Origin of the sequence: Amycolatopsis aidingensis, from assembly GCF_018885265.1 — a bacterium.
Classification (GTDB): Bacteria; Actinomycetota; Actinomycetes; order Mycobacteriales; family Pseudonocardiaceae; genus Amycolatopsis; species Amycolatopsis aidingensis.
The window spans coordinates 357164-372406 of record NZ_CP076538.1 but is presented as its reverse complement, the minus strand read 5'-3'; the positions used below and the strand labels follow the sequence as shown (position 1 = coordinate 372406).

Sequence of the window (15243 nt, the reverse complement as noted above, 5' to 3'; positions counted from 1 at the left end):
ACGGACCAGCACAGAGGAGATGGCGAGTGGTTTCCAGGTCGAACGAACGCCCTGCCGCCCGGCGGCGAGCGCGCTGGGGCCGTGCCCTGTCGATCGTGGTCGCCTTGCTGGCGACCCTGACCGTCGCGCCGGCGCCCGCGGGTGCCGCGCCGCAGCCGACCTTCACCTCCGGTCACGGCATCGAGGTGCGCAACGTCCTGCAAAGCACCCCGCGCTCGTACGTGGTGAACATCCACACCGACGCGGTGGACACCCGCGCTATCGCCTGGGACTACCACGACGTGATCGTCACCCTGCCCGAGGGCTACAACCCGGCGTTGCGCTATCCCGTGCTCTACCTGTTCCACGGCCGCGGGCAGGGGCCGGGCGCCTGGCACCACGAGGCCGATGTGGAGGGGATCACCCGCGGGTTCCCGTTCATCACGGTGACCGCCGAGGCCGGCAAGGCCGGGTGGGCGACGAACTGGGTGAACCAGTCCGCGGGCGTTCAGCAGTGGGACACCTTCCACCTCGACCAGCTCATCCCGTGGATCGACCAGAACCTGAGCACCATCCGTGAGCGGGAGGGCCGCGCGATCGCCGGGTTCTCCATGGGTGCCTTCGCCGCGATCCGGCACGCCACCCACCGGCCCTGGCTGTTCCGGTTCGCCCTGGGCCTCTCCGGGGGTTACAACCTGGAGGACCTCCGCATGCGCACCGCGGTCACCGGTTCGATGGAGATCGAGGGCTTCCCGCTGGACGGCCCGTTCGGCGCACCCGGCGACGGCTCCTGGGCTTTCAACAACCCGCAGCACCGGGTCGGGGCGCTCAGCGGGATACACACGGTGCTCTACGGCGGCACGCAGCACGGTGACCCGCTGGAGGCGCAGGCGCACCGGCTGAGCTACGAGTTCCACCAGCACCTGCTGGCGAACGGGATCACCAACAGCTGGTTCGTCGAGTACGACTGCGCGCACAACATCCACTGCGCAGGCTGGCAGGGCCTGCGCCGGGAGCTTCCGGTGATGCGGGACGTCCTCTGGGGTCCCCGCTGAGCCACAGAACCGTTCCGAAGCACACCGAAAGCCCCCGGATTCCGGGGGCTTTCGGCATTCCGCGGTAAAAAGATCAACGTAACGACCCGTGGTCCACCTCCGATTGAGCCGCCAACGAAGCGGAAGGGGTAGGGCTGTGGCGGGTTCATGGGGTGGCAGTAACTACATCAGTAATGTTCGATCATTCCCGGTTGGAGTGTGCTCCCGGGAACCAGGCTCGATCGATGTGTTCTACCAAGGCCTCGACGGCCTCATCTGGCACTCGCCGGTCTCCGAAGGCGGCCCCGGCGGCCACGCACGGAGGTTGGCGTGGTCTCCGGCAGGCGCCACGGCACTCGCCGCGGCCGCCTGGGAACACCGTCGTATCGACATCGTCGCGTACGTGGACCAGCCTCGGTTTTGGCACGGGTGGTCGGATAATGCCGGCCAGCATTTCACCTGGGAACAATTGGATGGATGGGTAGGCGATGGCGCTGCCCTGAGTTCCTGGGGCGCAGGGCGCCTTGACGTTTTCGCACCCGGCCAGAACAGAGCGATATGGCACAAATGGTACGACGGTCGCTGGCACGAGTGGCACGATATTCGTGGTCAAATCTACCGCGCACCGACCGCGGTATCCTGGGGCCACAACAGGATCCCTATATCTACTGCAAGCAGTGGCTGGGTAATCACTGGACGGGCTGGGATCGGGTGAGCCGCGCCGGCGAAGGTGCACCGGCAGCGGTATCGGCCACCCCCGGCCACATGACGGTCCTCTTCCCCGGCGCCGGGGTGGACTCACTGGAATACCGCACCTGGCGGCCCAGCTGATCCGGCGCCGACACGACCCGTTTCGGCAGGAAAGAACCCCAGCCATACCGGGTTTCTCGCTGGCTCAACCAGAGGTGCCGGGAGAGATTCGAACCTAACCTTTAGCGGCTCCCGATCCGGCAGTAGCTGATGTCCGCAGACCGCTCGTCGCTGCCATCCCCACTGGTCCGACCACCCAAAAGGATGGATCATCCCGGCGGGACTGTCGAACTCCCCTCGACGCAGCGGAAATGTCAGCCCCCCTCCGTATGATCGAACCCGTGTTCGATCATACTACGCACACGGTCTACCGCATCTTGCACATCCTCGTGCTCCCAGATGCGCACGACCCTCCAGCCAGCATCCGTGAGGGCCGAGTCTGCGCGACGGTCCCGTTCCACGTTCCGCCGTAGCTTTGGACTCCAGTACCACTCGTTCCGTGTCGGCTCCCGGCCATGCTGAGGACACACATGCCAGAAGCATCCGTCCACGAAAACGGCGATCTTGCGACGCGTGAAAACGATGTCTGGCCGGACACGCACGCCAGCGGGCAAGTCCAGCCTGTGATCTTTGCGATACCTATATCCCAGACGGTGCAGCTCGCTACGCAGGGCCACCTCAGGTTTGGTGTTTGACCGCCGGTTCGCTCGCATGTTCCGCGAGCGGCCCTCGTTGAGGGCCGCGGGGTGTCGTACCTGCTTGCGGCCTTCCGGCCGCGGCTGCTCGCGTTGATCCGCCGACACGTTCGCCAACCACCCCACCTTCCGGACCTTGGCGCCATGCGTGAGGCAAGATACCTGCATCACCTCGCACGGCGCAGACAGAGAGGAGCATCGATGGACACGTTCGAAGTGGTCGAGATCTGCGCCGGCGCAGGAGGCCAGGCGCTAGGGCTTGAGAAGGCCGGGTTCGAGCACGCGCTAGCCGTAGAACTCGACAGCAACGCCTGCCACACCCTGAGGGCCAACAGACCCAGCTGGAAGATTGCAGAGGGCGACGTAGCCGACCAATCGGTCTGGCGCCCAGCCGACTACGCTCAGGTTTCACTGCTGGCTGGCGGCGTACCATGTCCACCGTTCTCCATCGCCGGCAAGCAACTCGGGGCAAGCGATGAGCGAGACCTGTTTGCATGGGCCGTCGAACAGGTCACTGTAATGAAACCTCGCGCCCTGCTGCTAGAGAACGTACGCGGGTTGAGTATGCCCCGGTTTGCCGGATACCGGCAACACGTCCTCGACCACCTAGCTCAGCTTGGCTACATCGCCGAGTGGCGTCTCCTGCAGGCATCGAACTTTGGCGTTCCACAGCTGAGACCACGGTTCATCCTCGTCGCGCTCAAACCCGACGACGCTCCGTACTTCCATTGGCCCGAGCCAGCGCCACCGCCGCCGACCGTCGGCGAAACGCTGGTAGATCTGATGGCGGCTGGCGGCTGGCATGGAGCTAAGGCGTGGGCAAACAAGGCGGATGGTATCGCGCCTACCATCGTTGGAGGTTCGAAGAAACATGGGGGCGCCGACCTCGGTCCGACCCGGGCGAAACGAGCCTGGGCCGATATGGGTGTCGATGCCCTCGGTCTCGCCGATGCGCCACCCCCGGCGGGAACACCTTCCGATTTCATGCCCAAGCTGACTTGCGAGATGGTTGCCCGGATCCAAGGATGGTCGGGTGACTACAAGTGGGATTTCACAGGTCGCAAGACCTCCCGTTATCGGCAGATTGGAAACGCATTCCCACCGCCGGTAGCGCATGCGGTGGGTGCCGCGATCATGCGTTCGTTCCAGCATGAAGGAAGCCCACGGACGCTCGACAACACCGAGCATGACCCGATTTACAAAACGCTTCGATCATCGCTCGGCTTCGTCACCCCTGAACGCCTGATGAAGTCCGCGAACCTCGATGACCCAGCTGAACTTGAACGCCGTATCGGCCTTCTCAGCCGGGATTTTGAGGTCGAGATTCGAACTGAGGGGACGAAGACGAGGTACAGACTCGGTAGCTTCAAGGCCTTTACCGGCCAGGATAATCATGCACGCCACGATTTATTCCTGCGACACAGGGCCCGTATCAGCTAGGACGTCGTTAGTTGCCGCTTCCACTCCGTTGGGATGAATGGGTAACCCGGCGACCGTCAGCGCTTGTTACGCTTATTCGACGGGTCTCGGCGCGCCACCTCTGCACGAATCGAACCTTCGGGCCACGGCTCCCAGCGCTCGGCTCGATACCAGGTATTGGTACGTCCCGTTATTGGGTCTTTTGCTCGTTTTGACCTAATTTTCCACCCCAGCAGACGAAGTTCCCGCATGCGTTTGTGCCAGTCTTCCTGGTATTGTTGCATCGATGCAACGACGCCAATGAGGCTGGAAGGTGCCCAGTTCCCGCGGAAGGCTTTCAGAAGTTCCCCGATCCGGCCATGCGGCTCGGGGTGGACCGAAGCCGCAGCAATCTCATCAGCGTACTCATTGTATGTGGCGTAGAAGTCCTTCTTGCCGGCATTACACTCCTCGCACAGCGGCTGAAGGTTGTCGATATCATCGGTACCGCCCCATTCGCGCGGGACCTTGTGGTCAACGGCTAGCACTACGCCATGTTGTAATGGCTGACGTCCACACTGCGCGCACCGCTGCGGTGCGAGCACCTCGGCGCGCACCCGGTTGCTAACCCGTTTCCTCGACCCATCCTTATCGACCTTGGACCATCCAACCAGTTTGTACCGGTGATCGGTCCCTGACCGAACTGTCGGCACGTCGAAGTGATCCCTCAAGTCCCGCACGCGACGGTCCGTCTGTGCTGGCGCTTCTCCCAACTTCGTAGCCAGGTAAGCTCGAATCTCCCGCATCGTCGGCGGCTCGTCACGTCGCTCGTACAAGTACGCATACAGCAACCTGTGCGCCTCGGTCGGCAACACGTCGAGCTCCGATGAGCCCGGAGGTGGCAACGGTCTCTTGCTCATGCCGCCATCATCGCCGACGGCTCAAGACCCACGAACGGCACACCATGGCGGAGACGGTTCACTGCACCGGGGTCAACTCTTGAGGTCGCACGCACCGGATGTCCCACCACGGATACGACAAGCAGGGGGCGGGCCTTAGACCCGGGCCAAAGGTCAACAACTGAGACCAGCAAGGCCGCCCTCACGGTCTCCGACAAGAAGAAACCCCCAGCTCGGCTGGGGGTTCTTGCTGTCTCAACCAGACGCGCGCCCGAAGGGATTCGAACCCCTAACCTTCTGATCCGTAGTCAGATGCTCTATCCGTTGAGCTACGGGCGCATGTTCAGTTGTCAGGCTAGCAGTGCTAGCAATCCGGTTCTCGGGGTGGGACCGAGAACCCGGCGGAGGCTCCGGGATTTGAACCCGGGAGGGGGGGTTACCCCCAACCGCATTAGCAGTGCGGCGCCATAGACCAGACTAGGCGAAGCCTCCCAGGTCAACGACCACTGCCGGGATAGAGTACACATCCGCCTCGGGCCGCGGCAAAGCACCCCCTCCCCGGACACGGCCGGTGACCGCCGTCACGCTCAGTCCTTGCCCGCGAGCTCCACGAACGGGGTAAGCGACTCGGGGTTGGCCAGCGCGTCCTCGCTCACCGCGCGTTCCGGGGCGACCCCGGAGAGGATCTTCTTCACCGGGACCTCGCACTTCTTGCCGTTCAGGGTGCGCGGCACCTCCTCGACCACCACGAACCGGTCCGGGACGTGCCGGGGGGACAGCGCCGAGCGCAGCTCCTTGCGCAGGGTGGGCTCGAGCTCGGCCAGCTCGGCTCCGGGCGCGAGGACCAGGAAGCACAACAGCTCGCCCTCGCCGCCTGCCGAGGTGTCGATCACCAGCGAGTCGGTGACCGCGTCGAGGCTCTCGACCACGCGGTAGAACTCGGCCGTGCCCATCCGCACGCCGCCGCGGTTCAGCGTCGAGTCACTGCGCCCGTAGATGACCGCGGAGCCGCGGTTGGTGATCCGGATCCAGTCGCCGTGCCGCCAGTTGCCCGGGTAGTCCTCGAAGTAGGCGGCACGCAGCCGGGAGCCATCCGGATCGTTCCAGAAGAACACCGGCATCGATGGCATCGGCGCGGTGATCATCAGCTCACCGACCTCCTCGATCAGCGAGTTGCCCTGCTCGTCGAAGGCCGCGACGGCGGCACCCAGCGACCGGCAGGACAGCTCGCCCAGCCAGACCGGGACGTCCGGCGCCGAGCCGACGAACGCGGTGCACAGGTCCGTGCCACCGGAGACCGAGCAGATCTGCACGCCCCTGCCGATCTCATCGGCGATCCAGCGGAAGCCCTCCTGGCTCAGCGGAGCCCCGGTGGACCCGATGGCCCGCAGCGCGGAAAGGTCGTACCGCTGCGCAGGCTTCAGCTGCGCCTTCAGGCAGCTTTGCACGAACGGCGCCGAGGTACCGAAGTAGGTGACCCGGTGCTGCTCGGCGAGCTGCCACAGCACGTTCAGGTCCGGATGACCGGGGCTGCCGTCGTACAGCACGACCGTCGAGCCAACCAGCAGGCCGGAGACGAGGAAGTTCCACATCATCCAGCCGGTCGTGGTGAACCAGAAGAACCGCTCACCCGGCCCGAGATCGCTCTGCAGCGCCAGCGCCTTCAGATGCTCCACCACGATTCCGCCGTGGCCGTGCACGATCCCCTTCGGCAGCCCGGTGGTGCCCGAGGAGTACAACACCCACAGCGGGTGGTCGAACTCCACCGGGTCGAACTCGAGCGGCGCCCCATCGTGCTCGGCCAGCAGCGCGTCCCAGTCCCGAACCTCCGGCATCGAGCCGCCGTCCAGGTAGTCGACCAGCACGGTGGCAGCCAGCGACGGCAACTGCCCGCGTAGTTCCTCCACTGTGGACCTGGTATCGAACTTTCGTCCATTGTAGACGTACCCGTTGACGGCCAGCAGCACCTTCGGCTCGATCTGGGTGAACCGGTCGGCGGTGGCGCGCACGCCGAAGTCCGGCGAACAGGACGACCAGACCGCGCCGATACTCGCGGCGGCGAGGAAGGCGATCAGCGTCTGCGGGCAGTTCGGGGCCAGCGCGACCACCCGGTCCCCCTTGCCAACACCGAGCGCGCGCAGCCCGGCCCTGGCCGCGCCCACCCGGGAACGCAGTTCGCCGTAGGTCAGCCGCTCGGAACGGCCGTCCTCGCGGTGGAAGATCACCGCCAGCTCGTCGTCCTCCTTGGCCGCGCCTGCCACCCCACCGGCCAGCGCGTGCTCGGCGTAGTTCAGGGTGCCGCCGCTGAACCAGCGCGCCCCCGGCAACTCGTTCCCGGTCAGCACCTCGCCCGGCTGGTCGTGCCAGCGCACCCCGAGGAACTCGGCGGCCGCACCCCAGAACTCGGCTGGCGAGCTGGTGGAGAACTCCCACAGCTCGTGGTAGTCGGTGACCGCCACTCCCCGCTCGGCGCGTAGCCAGGAACGGAATGCCTCGATCTTGGTGTGTTCGACCCGGTTGGGGTCCGGCCGCCAGAGCACCTCAGGAGCGTCATTGGTCATGACGGCCAGCGTAACGAGCGCGCGGCCCCCGGTCAGCCCGCCAGGTCGGCGACCAGTTCCTCGGCCATCGCGTGCAACCTCGGCAGGTCCACCGGGGTGACCGTGACCCAATCACCGTTGCGCCGCAAGGCAAACCGGCCTTCCTCGGTGTCAACCCAGCCGACAGGACTCTGGGCCCGTGCCCAGCGGCCCGCCCTGGTACGCACGCTGCCGCCGAGCTGCCCGCCGCCTGCCCGCTTGGTCACCGCACGCACCAGCGTGTTCACCTCCGGCGGCCGCAACCCGGCATCCCGCAGCACGCCGATGAACCCGTCCGTGCCGCCCTGCTCGCCCTGCTCGCAGGCACGGGTGTAGTCGCCGACGCGCACGTTGGCCGGGCTGCCGACACCCGCGTCCAACGGGGTGAGCACCTCCAGCATGGTGGGCACCAGGTTCGTCGGCCGTACCGGCCCGATGCGCAGCTCGGCCCCGGCGAAACCCGCGGTCACCGCGCCGCCCCGGCCGCTCCCGGCGACCGCGCGGAAGGCGAAGTCCGCGCGCTCCACCTCCAGGTCGACCCGCAACTCGGCTTCGGCGAGCTGGCGTAGCAGCCCGGCGAGGTCCCGTGCCGGCCTGCTCACCGTGCCCAGGTCCCGCTCGGCCAGCGTGGCGCTGGCACCCTCGATCAGCCGCTCCCGCGCCGTGGCCGTCCGGCCGCGCGGGCGGATCTCGAGTGTCGGCGGCAGGTCGCCGAGGCCGAGCTCGGACCAGAGCAGGGCGAACTCCCCAGGGTACAGCTGGATCCAGCCCGAGTCGGGGTCGCGCACCGATACTCCCTACTGCTCGCGCTGTCCGGGCCGGTCCGCACCGATGACCGGGGGAACCACGGGTACGTCCGCGCTCCAGAAGTCGCTGTCCTCCTCCAGGTAGGACGGCCGCTGGTGCTCGGAGTCCTCGCCGCCACCGGACCGCGCGCCCCCGGCCCCCATCGGCATCCCCATCGGGCCCATGCCGGCACGCTGGCCGCCGCCCGCGCCGGCGGCCGCGGCGGTGGTTCCGCCCGTCCCTGGCGCCCCGGTGCCCGCCCGCGCGCCGACACCGTGCTGCTCGGCCGTGGGCGTGGCGTTCGGCGGCAACGAGGCACCCGGTGCGGGCGCGCCACCCGGCGCGGGGCCGCCCACGCCGACCGGCGGGGTCGAGCCGCCGCCGACGTTGCTGGCTTCGGTTCCGTCATCCGGCTCCGGCTGCGGCCGCTCCGGGTCCGGCCGCGGCGGCTCCTTCGGCGGGTCGTCCGGAACCCTGGCGATCCTCGGCGGCGGCGGGGTGAACTCCGGGACTTCCCGGTAAACCCCGTGCGAGTCGCGCTGCAGCTTCTCCATCACCTCGGCCGCCTGCCGGTGCCGGTCGAGGAACAGCTGCCGCTGCTGCCCGGTGTCGGCCACCAGCCCGGTGGCCCCGCCGAATCCACCCGAGGTGAACGGGCTGGCCGACATCGGGGTGGTGCCGTCGTCCGCGGACGCCGGTTCCAGCGGCCGGTCCGGTTGTAGCGGCATCACCCTGATCGGCTGCGGCATGGTCTCCTTGGCGACCTTGACGTGTTCGGCTTGCTCCTCGACCAGGCGGTGCAGCGACCAGCCCTGGTTCGCCGTGTCGTGCGACCAGTTCATCAGGTTCACGAACACCTGCCTGGCCTGGTCCGCGGCCGCACCGGTCCAGGCTGCGTGGAAGGCGCTCACGATCCGGCGCAGCCCCTCGGAGATGCCATGCAGATCGCTGCCGAAGTCGAGCCACTTCTGGGAGACCTCCTCGGCACCAGCGAGGTTCACGTTGTCGTGCACCATCCGGTAGAGTTCCTGATGCTCGACGGCCATCCAGTCGTACGGCTTGCCGAGGTCATCCGCGTCCGGCTCGGGTTCCTCCGATTCACCCCAGTCGGGCGGCGGGAACGGCAGACAACGGGGGGATGGCGGTTGGTCCGCCGGATATCCATGCGGCTGCATCAATAGCCCCCTTCCGGAGACAGCTTCCGTTCCACCGCCGCGGCCGCGTCCGCGGCATCCTCGTCCTGGTTCCGGTAGCTCTTGACCGCATCGTGCACGGTGTTCTCCAGGTCCATCAGCGCCTCGCTGAACAGCCTGAGGACCGGTAGCGCCGCGGTGTCCGGGCCATCCGCTGCCTGCCGTAGCCGCTCGCTCATCACCTGGCCCACGAAGCTGTCGCCGAAACGCAACTGCGCGTCCAGCCCGTCCACCGACTTCGCGATCAGGTCGTATACCTCGGACTGGACCTCGTTCAGTTCACGCAGCAGCTGGCTGGCCACTTCCTCGTCCAGGGTGAGATGCCCCGCCTTGGCCTGCGTGCGTACCGCCTTGGCCTGACGCGCGACCGGCGCGATTCCGCCGCCCAACGGCGCGTTGACCTGGAATTCCTTGGGTTCGGCCACGATGTCATCCCCATCTTGGCTGGACTCTGCGGGTGACCGAAACCGTACCGGTGCGAGCCGCCCGAGGTGGGCGAAACGCCATTATCGGTTCCGGTCATCGCTGAGACGGAGCAGCGGGCCGAAGGGTTTCAACTCAGCGCAGATGCGCGTCGAACCAGGCCAGGGTCCGTTCCCATGCCTCGGCCGCGGCCTCAGGGTCGGCATCGAAGCGGTGGTTGGCCCCTGGATAGCGGACCACGTTGGTGGCCACCGACGCCGCCGAGGCCGCCTCACGCAGCAGTTCTACCTCGGCCACGTCGATCTCCTCGCCGGTGTCCCCGTAGATGCCGAGCCATGGCGACACCAGTGTGCCTGCCACCTCCACCAGTGGCGGGATATCGCTGGAAACCGGCTTGCTGATGCCGGGCCCACCGACGGTCACCGCCGCGCCCAGCTCCCTGCGGGTCGCCACCACCAGCGCCGCGGTGCCGCCGATGTCGAAGCCGACCACCCCGAGCAGGTCCGCGCTGATCCCCCGGTCCACCAGCCACGCCAGGGTCACGTCGGTGGCCGCGAGTACCCCGTCGCAGGTGAGCGTGTCCACATCCGCGGGACCGGTCTCGTACAGGTGCGGAGCCACCGCGAGCCAGCCCTCCTCCGCCAGGCTGGAAACCAGCAGCCGCACGCCGTCGGTGACCCCTTCGGCTTCGTGCAGGACGACCAGGCCACCCCGCACCACCCCCTCGGGTTCGGCATAGGTGAGGCGTACCGCCCGGCCGTCGTCCCGCTGGTGGTTGTCGGTGTGCGTCTGCGTCATGTGCCCACTCAACCACCTCGGTGTGAACCCAAGTCAACATGACGAGCACGACCCGGGGCGAGATAACGTGTCCACACACGCCATGACCTGGCGAGTTGTCCAGCGAAACAGCAAGGAGCCGCGATCATGCCGCCGACCGTCCCCACCCGCGCCGACCTGGAGTCCCTGCCGAAGTACGTTCCCGGGCGCACGGTGACCGGAGCGATCAAGCTGGCGAGCAACGAGGTTCCCGGTGGCCCGCTGCCGAGCGTCGCGGAGGCGATCGCGCGGGCCGCGAGCGAGGTGAACCGGTACCCGGACATGGGGGCCTGGGCGCTGGTGGACCGGCTGGCCGAGGAACTGGCGGTGCCTGCCGAGCGGATCGCCGTCGGCTGCGGTTCGGTCTCCCTGTGCCAGCAGCTGGTGCAGGCGCTGTGCGTGCCAGGCGAGCAGGCCCTGTTCGCCTGGCGGTCGTTCGAGGCGTACCCGATCGTCACCCAGGTGGCCGGGGCGGACCAGGTCACCGTCCCGCTGGATGCCACCCACACGCACGACCTGGACGCGATGCTCGCGGCGATCACCCCGAAGACCCGGCTGGTGTTCGTGTGCAACCCGAACAACCCCACCGGCACCGCGGTACGCCGCGCGGCACTGGAACGGTTCCTGGACCAGGTGCCCGCGGACGTGCTGGTGGTGCTGGACGAGGCCTACCGCGAGTTCGTCACCGACCCCGAGGTGCCGGACGGTATCGAACTCGCAGGCGAACGGGAGAACGTCGCCGTGCTGCGCACCTTCTCCAAGGCCTACGGGCTGGCCGGGCTGCGGGTCGGCTACGCGGTCGCCCCGGCGCACGTCACCACGGCGCTGCGCAAGGTGTACGTGCCGTTCAGCGTGAACGCCCTCGCGCAGGCCGCGGCCATCGCCTCCCTGGACGCAAAGGCCGAGCTGCTGGCCAGGTGCACGGAGATCACCGCCGAGCGGGACCGGGTGCGCGGGGAACTGCTGGCCGCGGGCTACGTGGTGCCGGAGAGCCAAGCCAACTTCGTCTGGCTGCCGCTGGGCGAGCGCACCGAGGAGTTCGCCGAGCACGCGCTGGCCAGCAAGGTGGTGGTGCGGCCGTTCGCAGGCGATGGTGCGCGGGTCACCATCGGCACCCCGGAGGAGAACGACACCTTCCTGGACGCGGCCCGCGGCTTCCAGCGTAGTTCCTGACGGCTACTCCACGGTGACGCTCTTGGCCAGGTTGCGCGGCTTGTCGATATCCCGGCCGAGATGCGTCGCCAGGTGGTAGGCGAACAGCTGTAGCGGGATGGTGAACAGGATCGGGTCCAGTTCCGGTTCGCTGCGCGGCACCGGCAGCACCGCGTCGGCGAGGCCGTCCGGCAGCTCGGCGTTGCTCACCGCGATCACCGGGCCGCCGCGCGCCCTGATCTGCTCGATCGTGCCGATGTTCTTGGTGCGCAGATCGTCGTCGGGCACCAGCACCACCGAGGGCATCCGCTCGTCGATCAGCGCCAGCGGGCCGTGCTTGAGCTCGGCCGCCTGGTATGCCTCGGCGTGCACGTAGGAGATCTCCTTGAGCTTCTGCGCGCCCTCCCTGGCCACCGGCCAGCCGCGCACCCTGCCGATGAAGAACATATGCCGAGCCTCGCCGAACCGGCGGGCCACCTCGGCGATCTCCTCCTCGGCCGCGAGGATCTCGGCGATCCGCGCGGGCAGGTCGGCCAGCGCGGTGACGATCCGGCGGCCGTTCGCCACCGAAAGGTCCCGCATCCGGCCCAGTAGCAGGGCGAGCATCGCGAAGCACACGCTCATGTTCGTGACGGCCTTGGTGGAGGCCACCGAGACCTCGGGGCCGGCGTGCAGGAACACCCCGCTGCCGCATTCCCTGGCGATCGCGCTGCCGACCACGTTGACCACGCCGATCACCCGGCCGCCCTTGCGGCCCAGTTCCTGCACCGCGGCCAGGGTGTCCGCGGTCTCCCCGGACTGGCTGACCGCGACGTACAGGGTGTCCGGATCGACCACCGGGTTGCGGTAGCGGAACTCCGAGGCGGGCTCGGCGTCCGCCGGCAGCCTGGCCAGCTCCTCGACCAGGTTCGCGCCGAGCTGGCCCGCGTAGTAGGCCGAGCCGCAGCCGAGGAACTTCACCCGCCGCACCGAGCGCAGCGCGTGCGCGTCCAGGCCGATCCCGCCGAGGTGCGCGGTGGCGAACCGCTCCTCCAGCCTGCCGAGCAGCGCGCGCCGTACCGCCTCGGCCTGCTCGTGCATCTCCTTGCGCATGAAGTCGGTGAACTCGCCGAGCTGGTAGTCGTCCTCTGCGACGTCCACAATGGTCGGTTCCTTGGCCGTACGGCGCGCCTGCAGGGTGCTGGTGCGGTAGTCATCCGCGGCGATGGTGGCCAGCTCGCCGTCGTCCAGGTACACCACGCGCTGGGTGTAGCGCACCAGTGCCGCAACATCGGAGGCCACGAACATCTCCCCGTCACCGATCCCGAGCACGATCGGGCTGCCGTTGCGGGCGACCACCAGCTCCCCTGGATTGCGCACGTCCAGCACCACCAGCCCGTAGGCGCCCTCGACCCCGCGCAGCGCCGAGCGCACCGCCTCCTCGAGGCCCGCGCTGGTCGGCAGGGCCGCGGCGATCAGGTGCGCCAGTGCCTCGGTGTCGGTGTCCGAGGCGAACTCCACCCCGTCGGCGGCCAGCTTGGTCCGCAGGTACTCGGCGTTCTCGATGATCCCGTTGTGTACCACCGCGATCCGGCCCTCGGCGTCCAGATGCGGGTGGGCGTTGGCGTCGGTGGGCTCGCCGTGCGTCGCCCACCGGGTGTGCGCGATGCCGACCTGGGCGCCGGTGCCCTTGCCGACCAGCTCACGCAGCTCACCGACCCGCACCGCGGCCTTGGTCACCCGCGCCCTGCCGCGATGGGCCACCGCGATGCCTGCCGAGTCGTACCCCCGGTACTCCAGCCGGTGCAGTCCCTCCAGCAGGATCGGTTCCGCCGCGCGGCCACCGAGGTAGCCGACGATTCCACACATGTGTCCAGCCCTTCACCCGTAGACGATGCGGCGTAGCTGCCGCTCGGTGAGCTCGCCCGCGCCAACCGGGCGGGCGGCCAGCTCGGCCAGCAGCATCGGCCAGATCTCCGCGTTCTTGTGCCCACGCCGGTGCAGCGCCGCGTGCCTGCGCCGGACGAACTGCTCGGTGGTCTCGCCGAAGTAGGCGATCACGTCCGCCACCACGCGGGCCGCGATGGGCGGCGGGAGCCCGGTGGATCCGGCGATATGGCGAACCAGCTCGGCGTGGTCCATTCACTCGACCCTGGCAGGACGGGCCGTCCAGGGCAAATTTCCTGCCCGATTTCGGGCAGGAACCTACAGCTGTCGGAGGACGAGCTGGACCACGGCGGCGAGGCCGATCACCACGATCACGATGCGCAACACCGTTGGCGAGAGCCGCCTGCCGATCTTGGCGCCGAGCAGGCCGCCGACCACCGAGCCCGCGGCCAGCAGCCCGACCACCGGCCAGCTGATCGGGGCAACGAAGGCGTACACCGTACCGGCGACCACGTTGACCACCGCGGCCAGCACGTTCTTGATGCCGTTCAGCCGCTGGATCGGCTCGGAAAGCAGCATGCCCATGATCGCCATCAGCATCACGCCCTGGGCCGCGGTGAAGTACCCGCCGTAGATACCGACCAGGAAGATCAGGAACACCAGCAACGGGCCCGCGCGATGCCGCGGCTTCCCGCCGTTGCGGGTGGCGATCCAGGCGGCCACCCGCGGCTGCACGATCACCAGCACCACGGCCAGGCCCACCAGCACCGGCACCACGGTCTCGAAGGCGTCGCTGGGCAGGGACAGCAGCAGGATCGTGCCGCCGATCGCGCCTAGCAGCGAGGCCACCCCGAAGCCGAGCAGTCTGCGCAGCTGCCCGGTCAGCTCCTTGCGGTAGCCCACCGCCCCGCTGATCGTGCCGGGCGCGAGCCCGATGGCGTTCGAGGTGGTCGCGGTGACCGGGGGGTAACCGAGGGCGACCAGCACCGGGAAGGTCACCAGGGTGCCGGAGCCGACGACGGTGTTGATGGTGCCAGCCCACACGCCGGCCAACGCGATCAGCACGGCGTGCCACCAGGTCATGACGCGATCACTTGATGGACCCTAAGCAACCCGTCCGATGTTCGCGAAGTGGTTGTGGCTCTCCCGACAACCGCGCGCCGGAGCCCCGGCCCTCAGGCCGGGAGCGCGGTGCACACGTAGCACCCCGCCGTGGCGCTGCGCACGTGCACGTAGTCGACCTCCGGGCGGGCGAGCAACTCGGTCAGCGCCGCGTCGATCTCCGGCTTGGCCACCCGCCACTCGGTCAGCAGCCCGCGCCCGCTGCGGTACGCGTCCAGTACCACCCCGCTGTTGCCGAGCTGGGCGGGGAACTCCGCCACCCGCTGGTACGGCAGGCAGGCCCGCTCGTGCACGAAGATCGGCCCCGGCAGCGGCAAGTCCTCCAGGCCGTGGAAGGCGTCGTAGGTGAACGCGATCAGCCGCTCCGGCGCGGTGATCTTCTCCAGGCACAGCCTGCAGGGCTGCGGAGTCTCCGGTACCTCCGACCACGCCGGATGACCGTAGCCGGGGGCGCGCAGGGTGCTGCGTACCTCCTTGGCGACCGACTCGTCCAGCGCCGCAATGCGATAAGCCATGCCTTGATCCTCATCCGGCACCGGCCGTGCCGCTGG

Annotated in this window: 14 protein-coding genes and 2 tRNA genes; 3 read left to right on the top strand and 13 right to left on the bottom strand. The window is 68.3% G+C overall.

Annotation, left to right across the window (positions count from 1 at the left end; genetic code table 11):
* Nucleotides 1–26 precede the first annotated feature (26 nt).
* Nucleotides 27–1034, top strand: coding sequence for an alpha/beta hydrolase (locus tag KOI47_RS01900; RefSeq protein ID WP_216213249.1), 1008 nt, complete (start codon nucleotides 27–29; stop codon nucleotides 1032–1034).
* 1043 nt (nucleotides 1035–2077) lie between these two features.
* On the opposite strand, the gene KOI47_RS01895 is transcribed toward KOI47_RS01900, so the two are convergent.
* Nucleotides 2078–2476: a very short patch repair endonuclease gene (locus KOI47_RS01895; RefSeq protein ID WP_232376965.1), complete on the bottom strand. Its 399-nt coding sequence runs from the start codon at nucleotides 2474–2476 to the stop codon at nucleotides 2078–2080.
* 183 nt (nucleotides 2477–2659) lie between these two features.
* On the opposite strand from KOI47_RS01895, the gene KOI47_RS01890 reads away from it, so the two are divergent.
* Nucleotides 2660–3898: a DNA cytosine methyltransferase gene (locus tag KOI47_RS01890; RefSeq protein WP_216213246.1), complete on the top strand. Its 1239-nt coding sequence runs from the start codon at nucleotides 2660–2662 to the stop codon at nucleotides 3896–3898.
* A 56-nt stretch (nucleotides 3899–3954) separates the two neighbouring features.
* Here KOI47_RS01890 and KOI47_RS01885 read toward each other — a convergent pair whose 3' ends face one another.
* From KOI47_RS01885 to KOI47_RS01850, 8 genes are all read right to left on the bottom strand, one after another.
* Nucleotides 3955–4776, bottom strand: a complete 822-nt coding sequence (locus KOI47_RS01885) for an HNH endonuclease (RefSeq protein ID WP_216213242.1) — start codon at nucleotides 4774–4776, stop codon at nucleotides 3955–3957.
* A gap of 245 nt (nucleotides 4777–5021) precedes the next feature.
* Nucleotides 5022–5094 (bottom strand) — tRNA-Arg (locus KOI47_RS01880).
* 63 nt (nucleotides 5095–5157) lie between these two features.
* Nucleotides 5158–5247 (bottom strand) — tRNA-Ser (locus KOI47_RS01875).
* Between the two features lie 95 nt (nucleotides 5248–5342).
* The gene (locus KOI47_RS01870; RefSeq protein ID WP_216213239.1) at nucleotides 5343–7316 is read right to left on the bottom strand and encodes an acetoacetate--CoA ligase; all 1974 of its coding nucleotides are present in this window, start codon (nucleotides 7314–7316) and stop codon (nucleotides 5343–5345) included.
* A gap of 32 nt (nucleotides 7317–7348) precedes the next feature.
* A complete protein-coding gene (locus KOI47_RS01865; protein ID WP_216213236.1) occupies nucleotides 7349–8122 on the bottom strand; it encodes an ESX secretion-associated protein EspG in 774 nt (257 codons plus the stop codon).
* Nucleotides 8123–8131: 9 nt separating this feature from the next.
* On the bottom strand, nucleotides 8132–9295 hold the full coding sequence (locus KOI47_RS01860; RefSeq protein ID WP_216213233.1) for a WXG100 family type VII secretion target: 1164 nt from the start codon (nucleotides 9293–9295) through the stop codon (nucleotides 8132–8134).
* Nucleotides 9295–9738, bottom strand: a complete 444-nt coding sequence (locus KOI47_RS01855; RefSeq protein ID WP_216213231.1) for a hypothetical protein — start codon at nucleotides 9736–9738, stop codon at nucleotides 9295–9297. The genes KOI47_RS01860 and KOI47_RS01855 overlap by 1 nt, the downstream gene beginning before the upstream one ends.
* 133 nt (nucleotides 9739–9871) lie before the next feature.
* Nucleotides 9872–10534: a dienelactone hydrolase family protein gene (locus KOI47_RS01850; protein ID WP_216213228.1), complete on the bottom strand. Its 663-nt coding sequence runs from the start codon at nucleotides 10532–10534 to the stop codon at nucleotides 9872–9874.
* Between the two features lie 126 nt (nucleotides 10535–10660).
* On the opposite strand from KOI47_RS01850, the gene hisC reads away from it, so the two are divergent.
* Nucleotides 10661–11725, top strand: coding sequence for a histidinol-phosphate transaminase (hisC, locus tag KOI47_RS01845; RefSeq protein WP_216213226.1), 1065 nt, complete (start codon nucleotides 10661–10663; stop codon nucleotides 11723–11725).
* Between the two features lie 3 nt (nucleotides 11726–11728).
* Here hisC and glmS read toward each other — a convergent pair whose 3' ends face one another.
* The 4 genes from glmS to KOI47_RS01825 form a co-directional block, all read right to left on the bottom strand.
* Nucleotides 11729–13552 carry a glutamine--fructose-6-phosphate transaminase (isomerizing) gene (glmS, locus tag KOI47_RS01840; RefSeq protein WP_216213223.1) on the bottom strand — a complete coding sequence of 608 codons (1824 nt, stop codon included), beginning with the start codon at nucleotides 13550–13552 and terminating at the stop codon, nucleotides 11729–11731.
* 12 nt (nucleotides 13553–13564) lie between these two features.
* Nucleotides 13565–13825, bottom strand: coding sequence for a hypothetical protein (locus tag KOI47_RS01835; RefSeq protein ID WP_216213221.1), 261 nt, complete (start codon nucleotides 13823–13825; stop codon nucleotides 13565–13567).
* A gap of 63 nt (nucleotides 13826–13888) precedes the next feature.
* The gene (locus tag KOI47_RS01830; RefSeq protein WP_216213219.1) at nucleotides 13889–14653 is read right to left on the bottom strand and encodes a sulfite exporter TauE/SafE family protein; all 765 of its coding nucleotides are present in this window, start codon (nucleotides 14651–14653) and stop codon (nucleotides 13889–13891) included.
* Between the two features lie 92 nt (nucleotides 14654–14745).
* The gene (locus KOI47_RS01825) at nucleotides 14746–15207 is read right to left on the bottom strand and encodes a DUF1203 domain-containing protein (protein WP_216213216.1); all 462 of its coding nucleotides are present in this window, start codon (nucleotides 15205–15207) and stop codon (nucleotides 14746–14748) included.
* Between the last annotated feature and the right edge of the window lie 36 nt (nucleotides 15208–15243).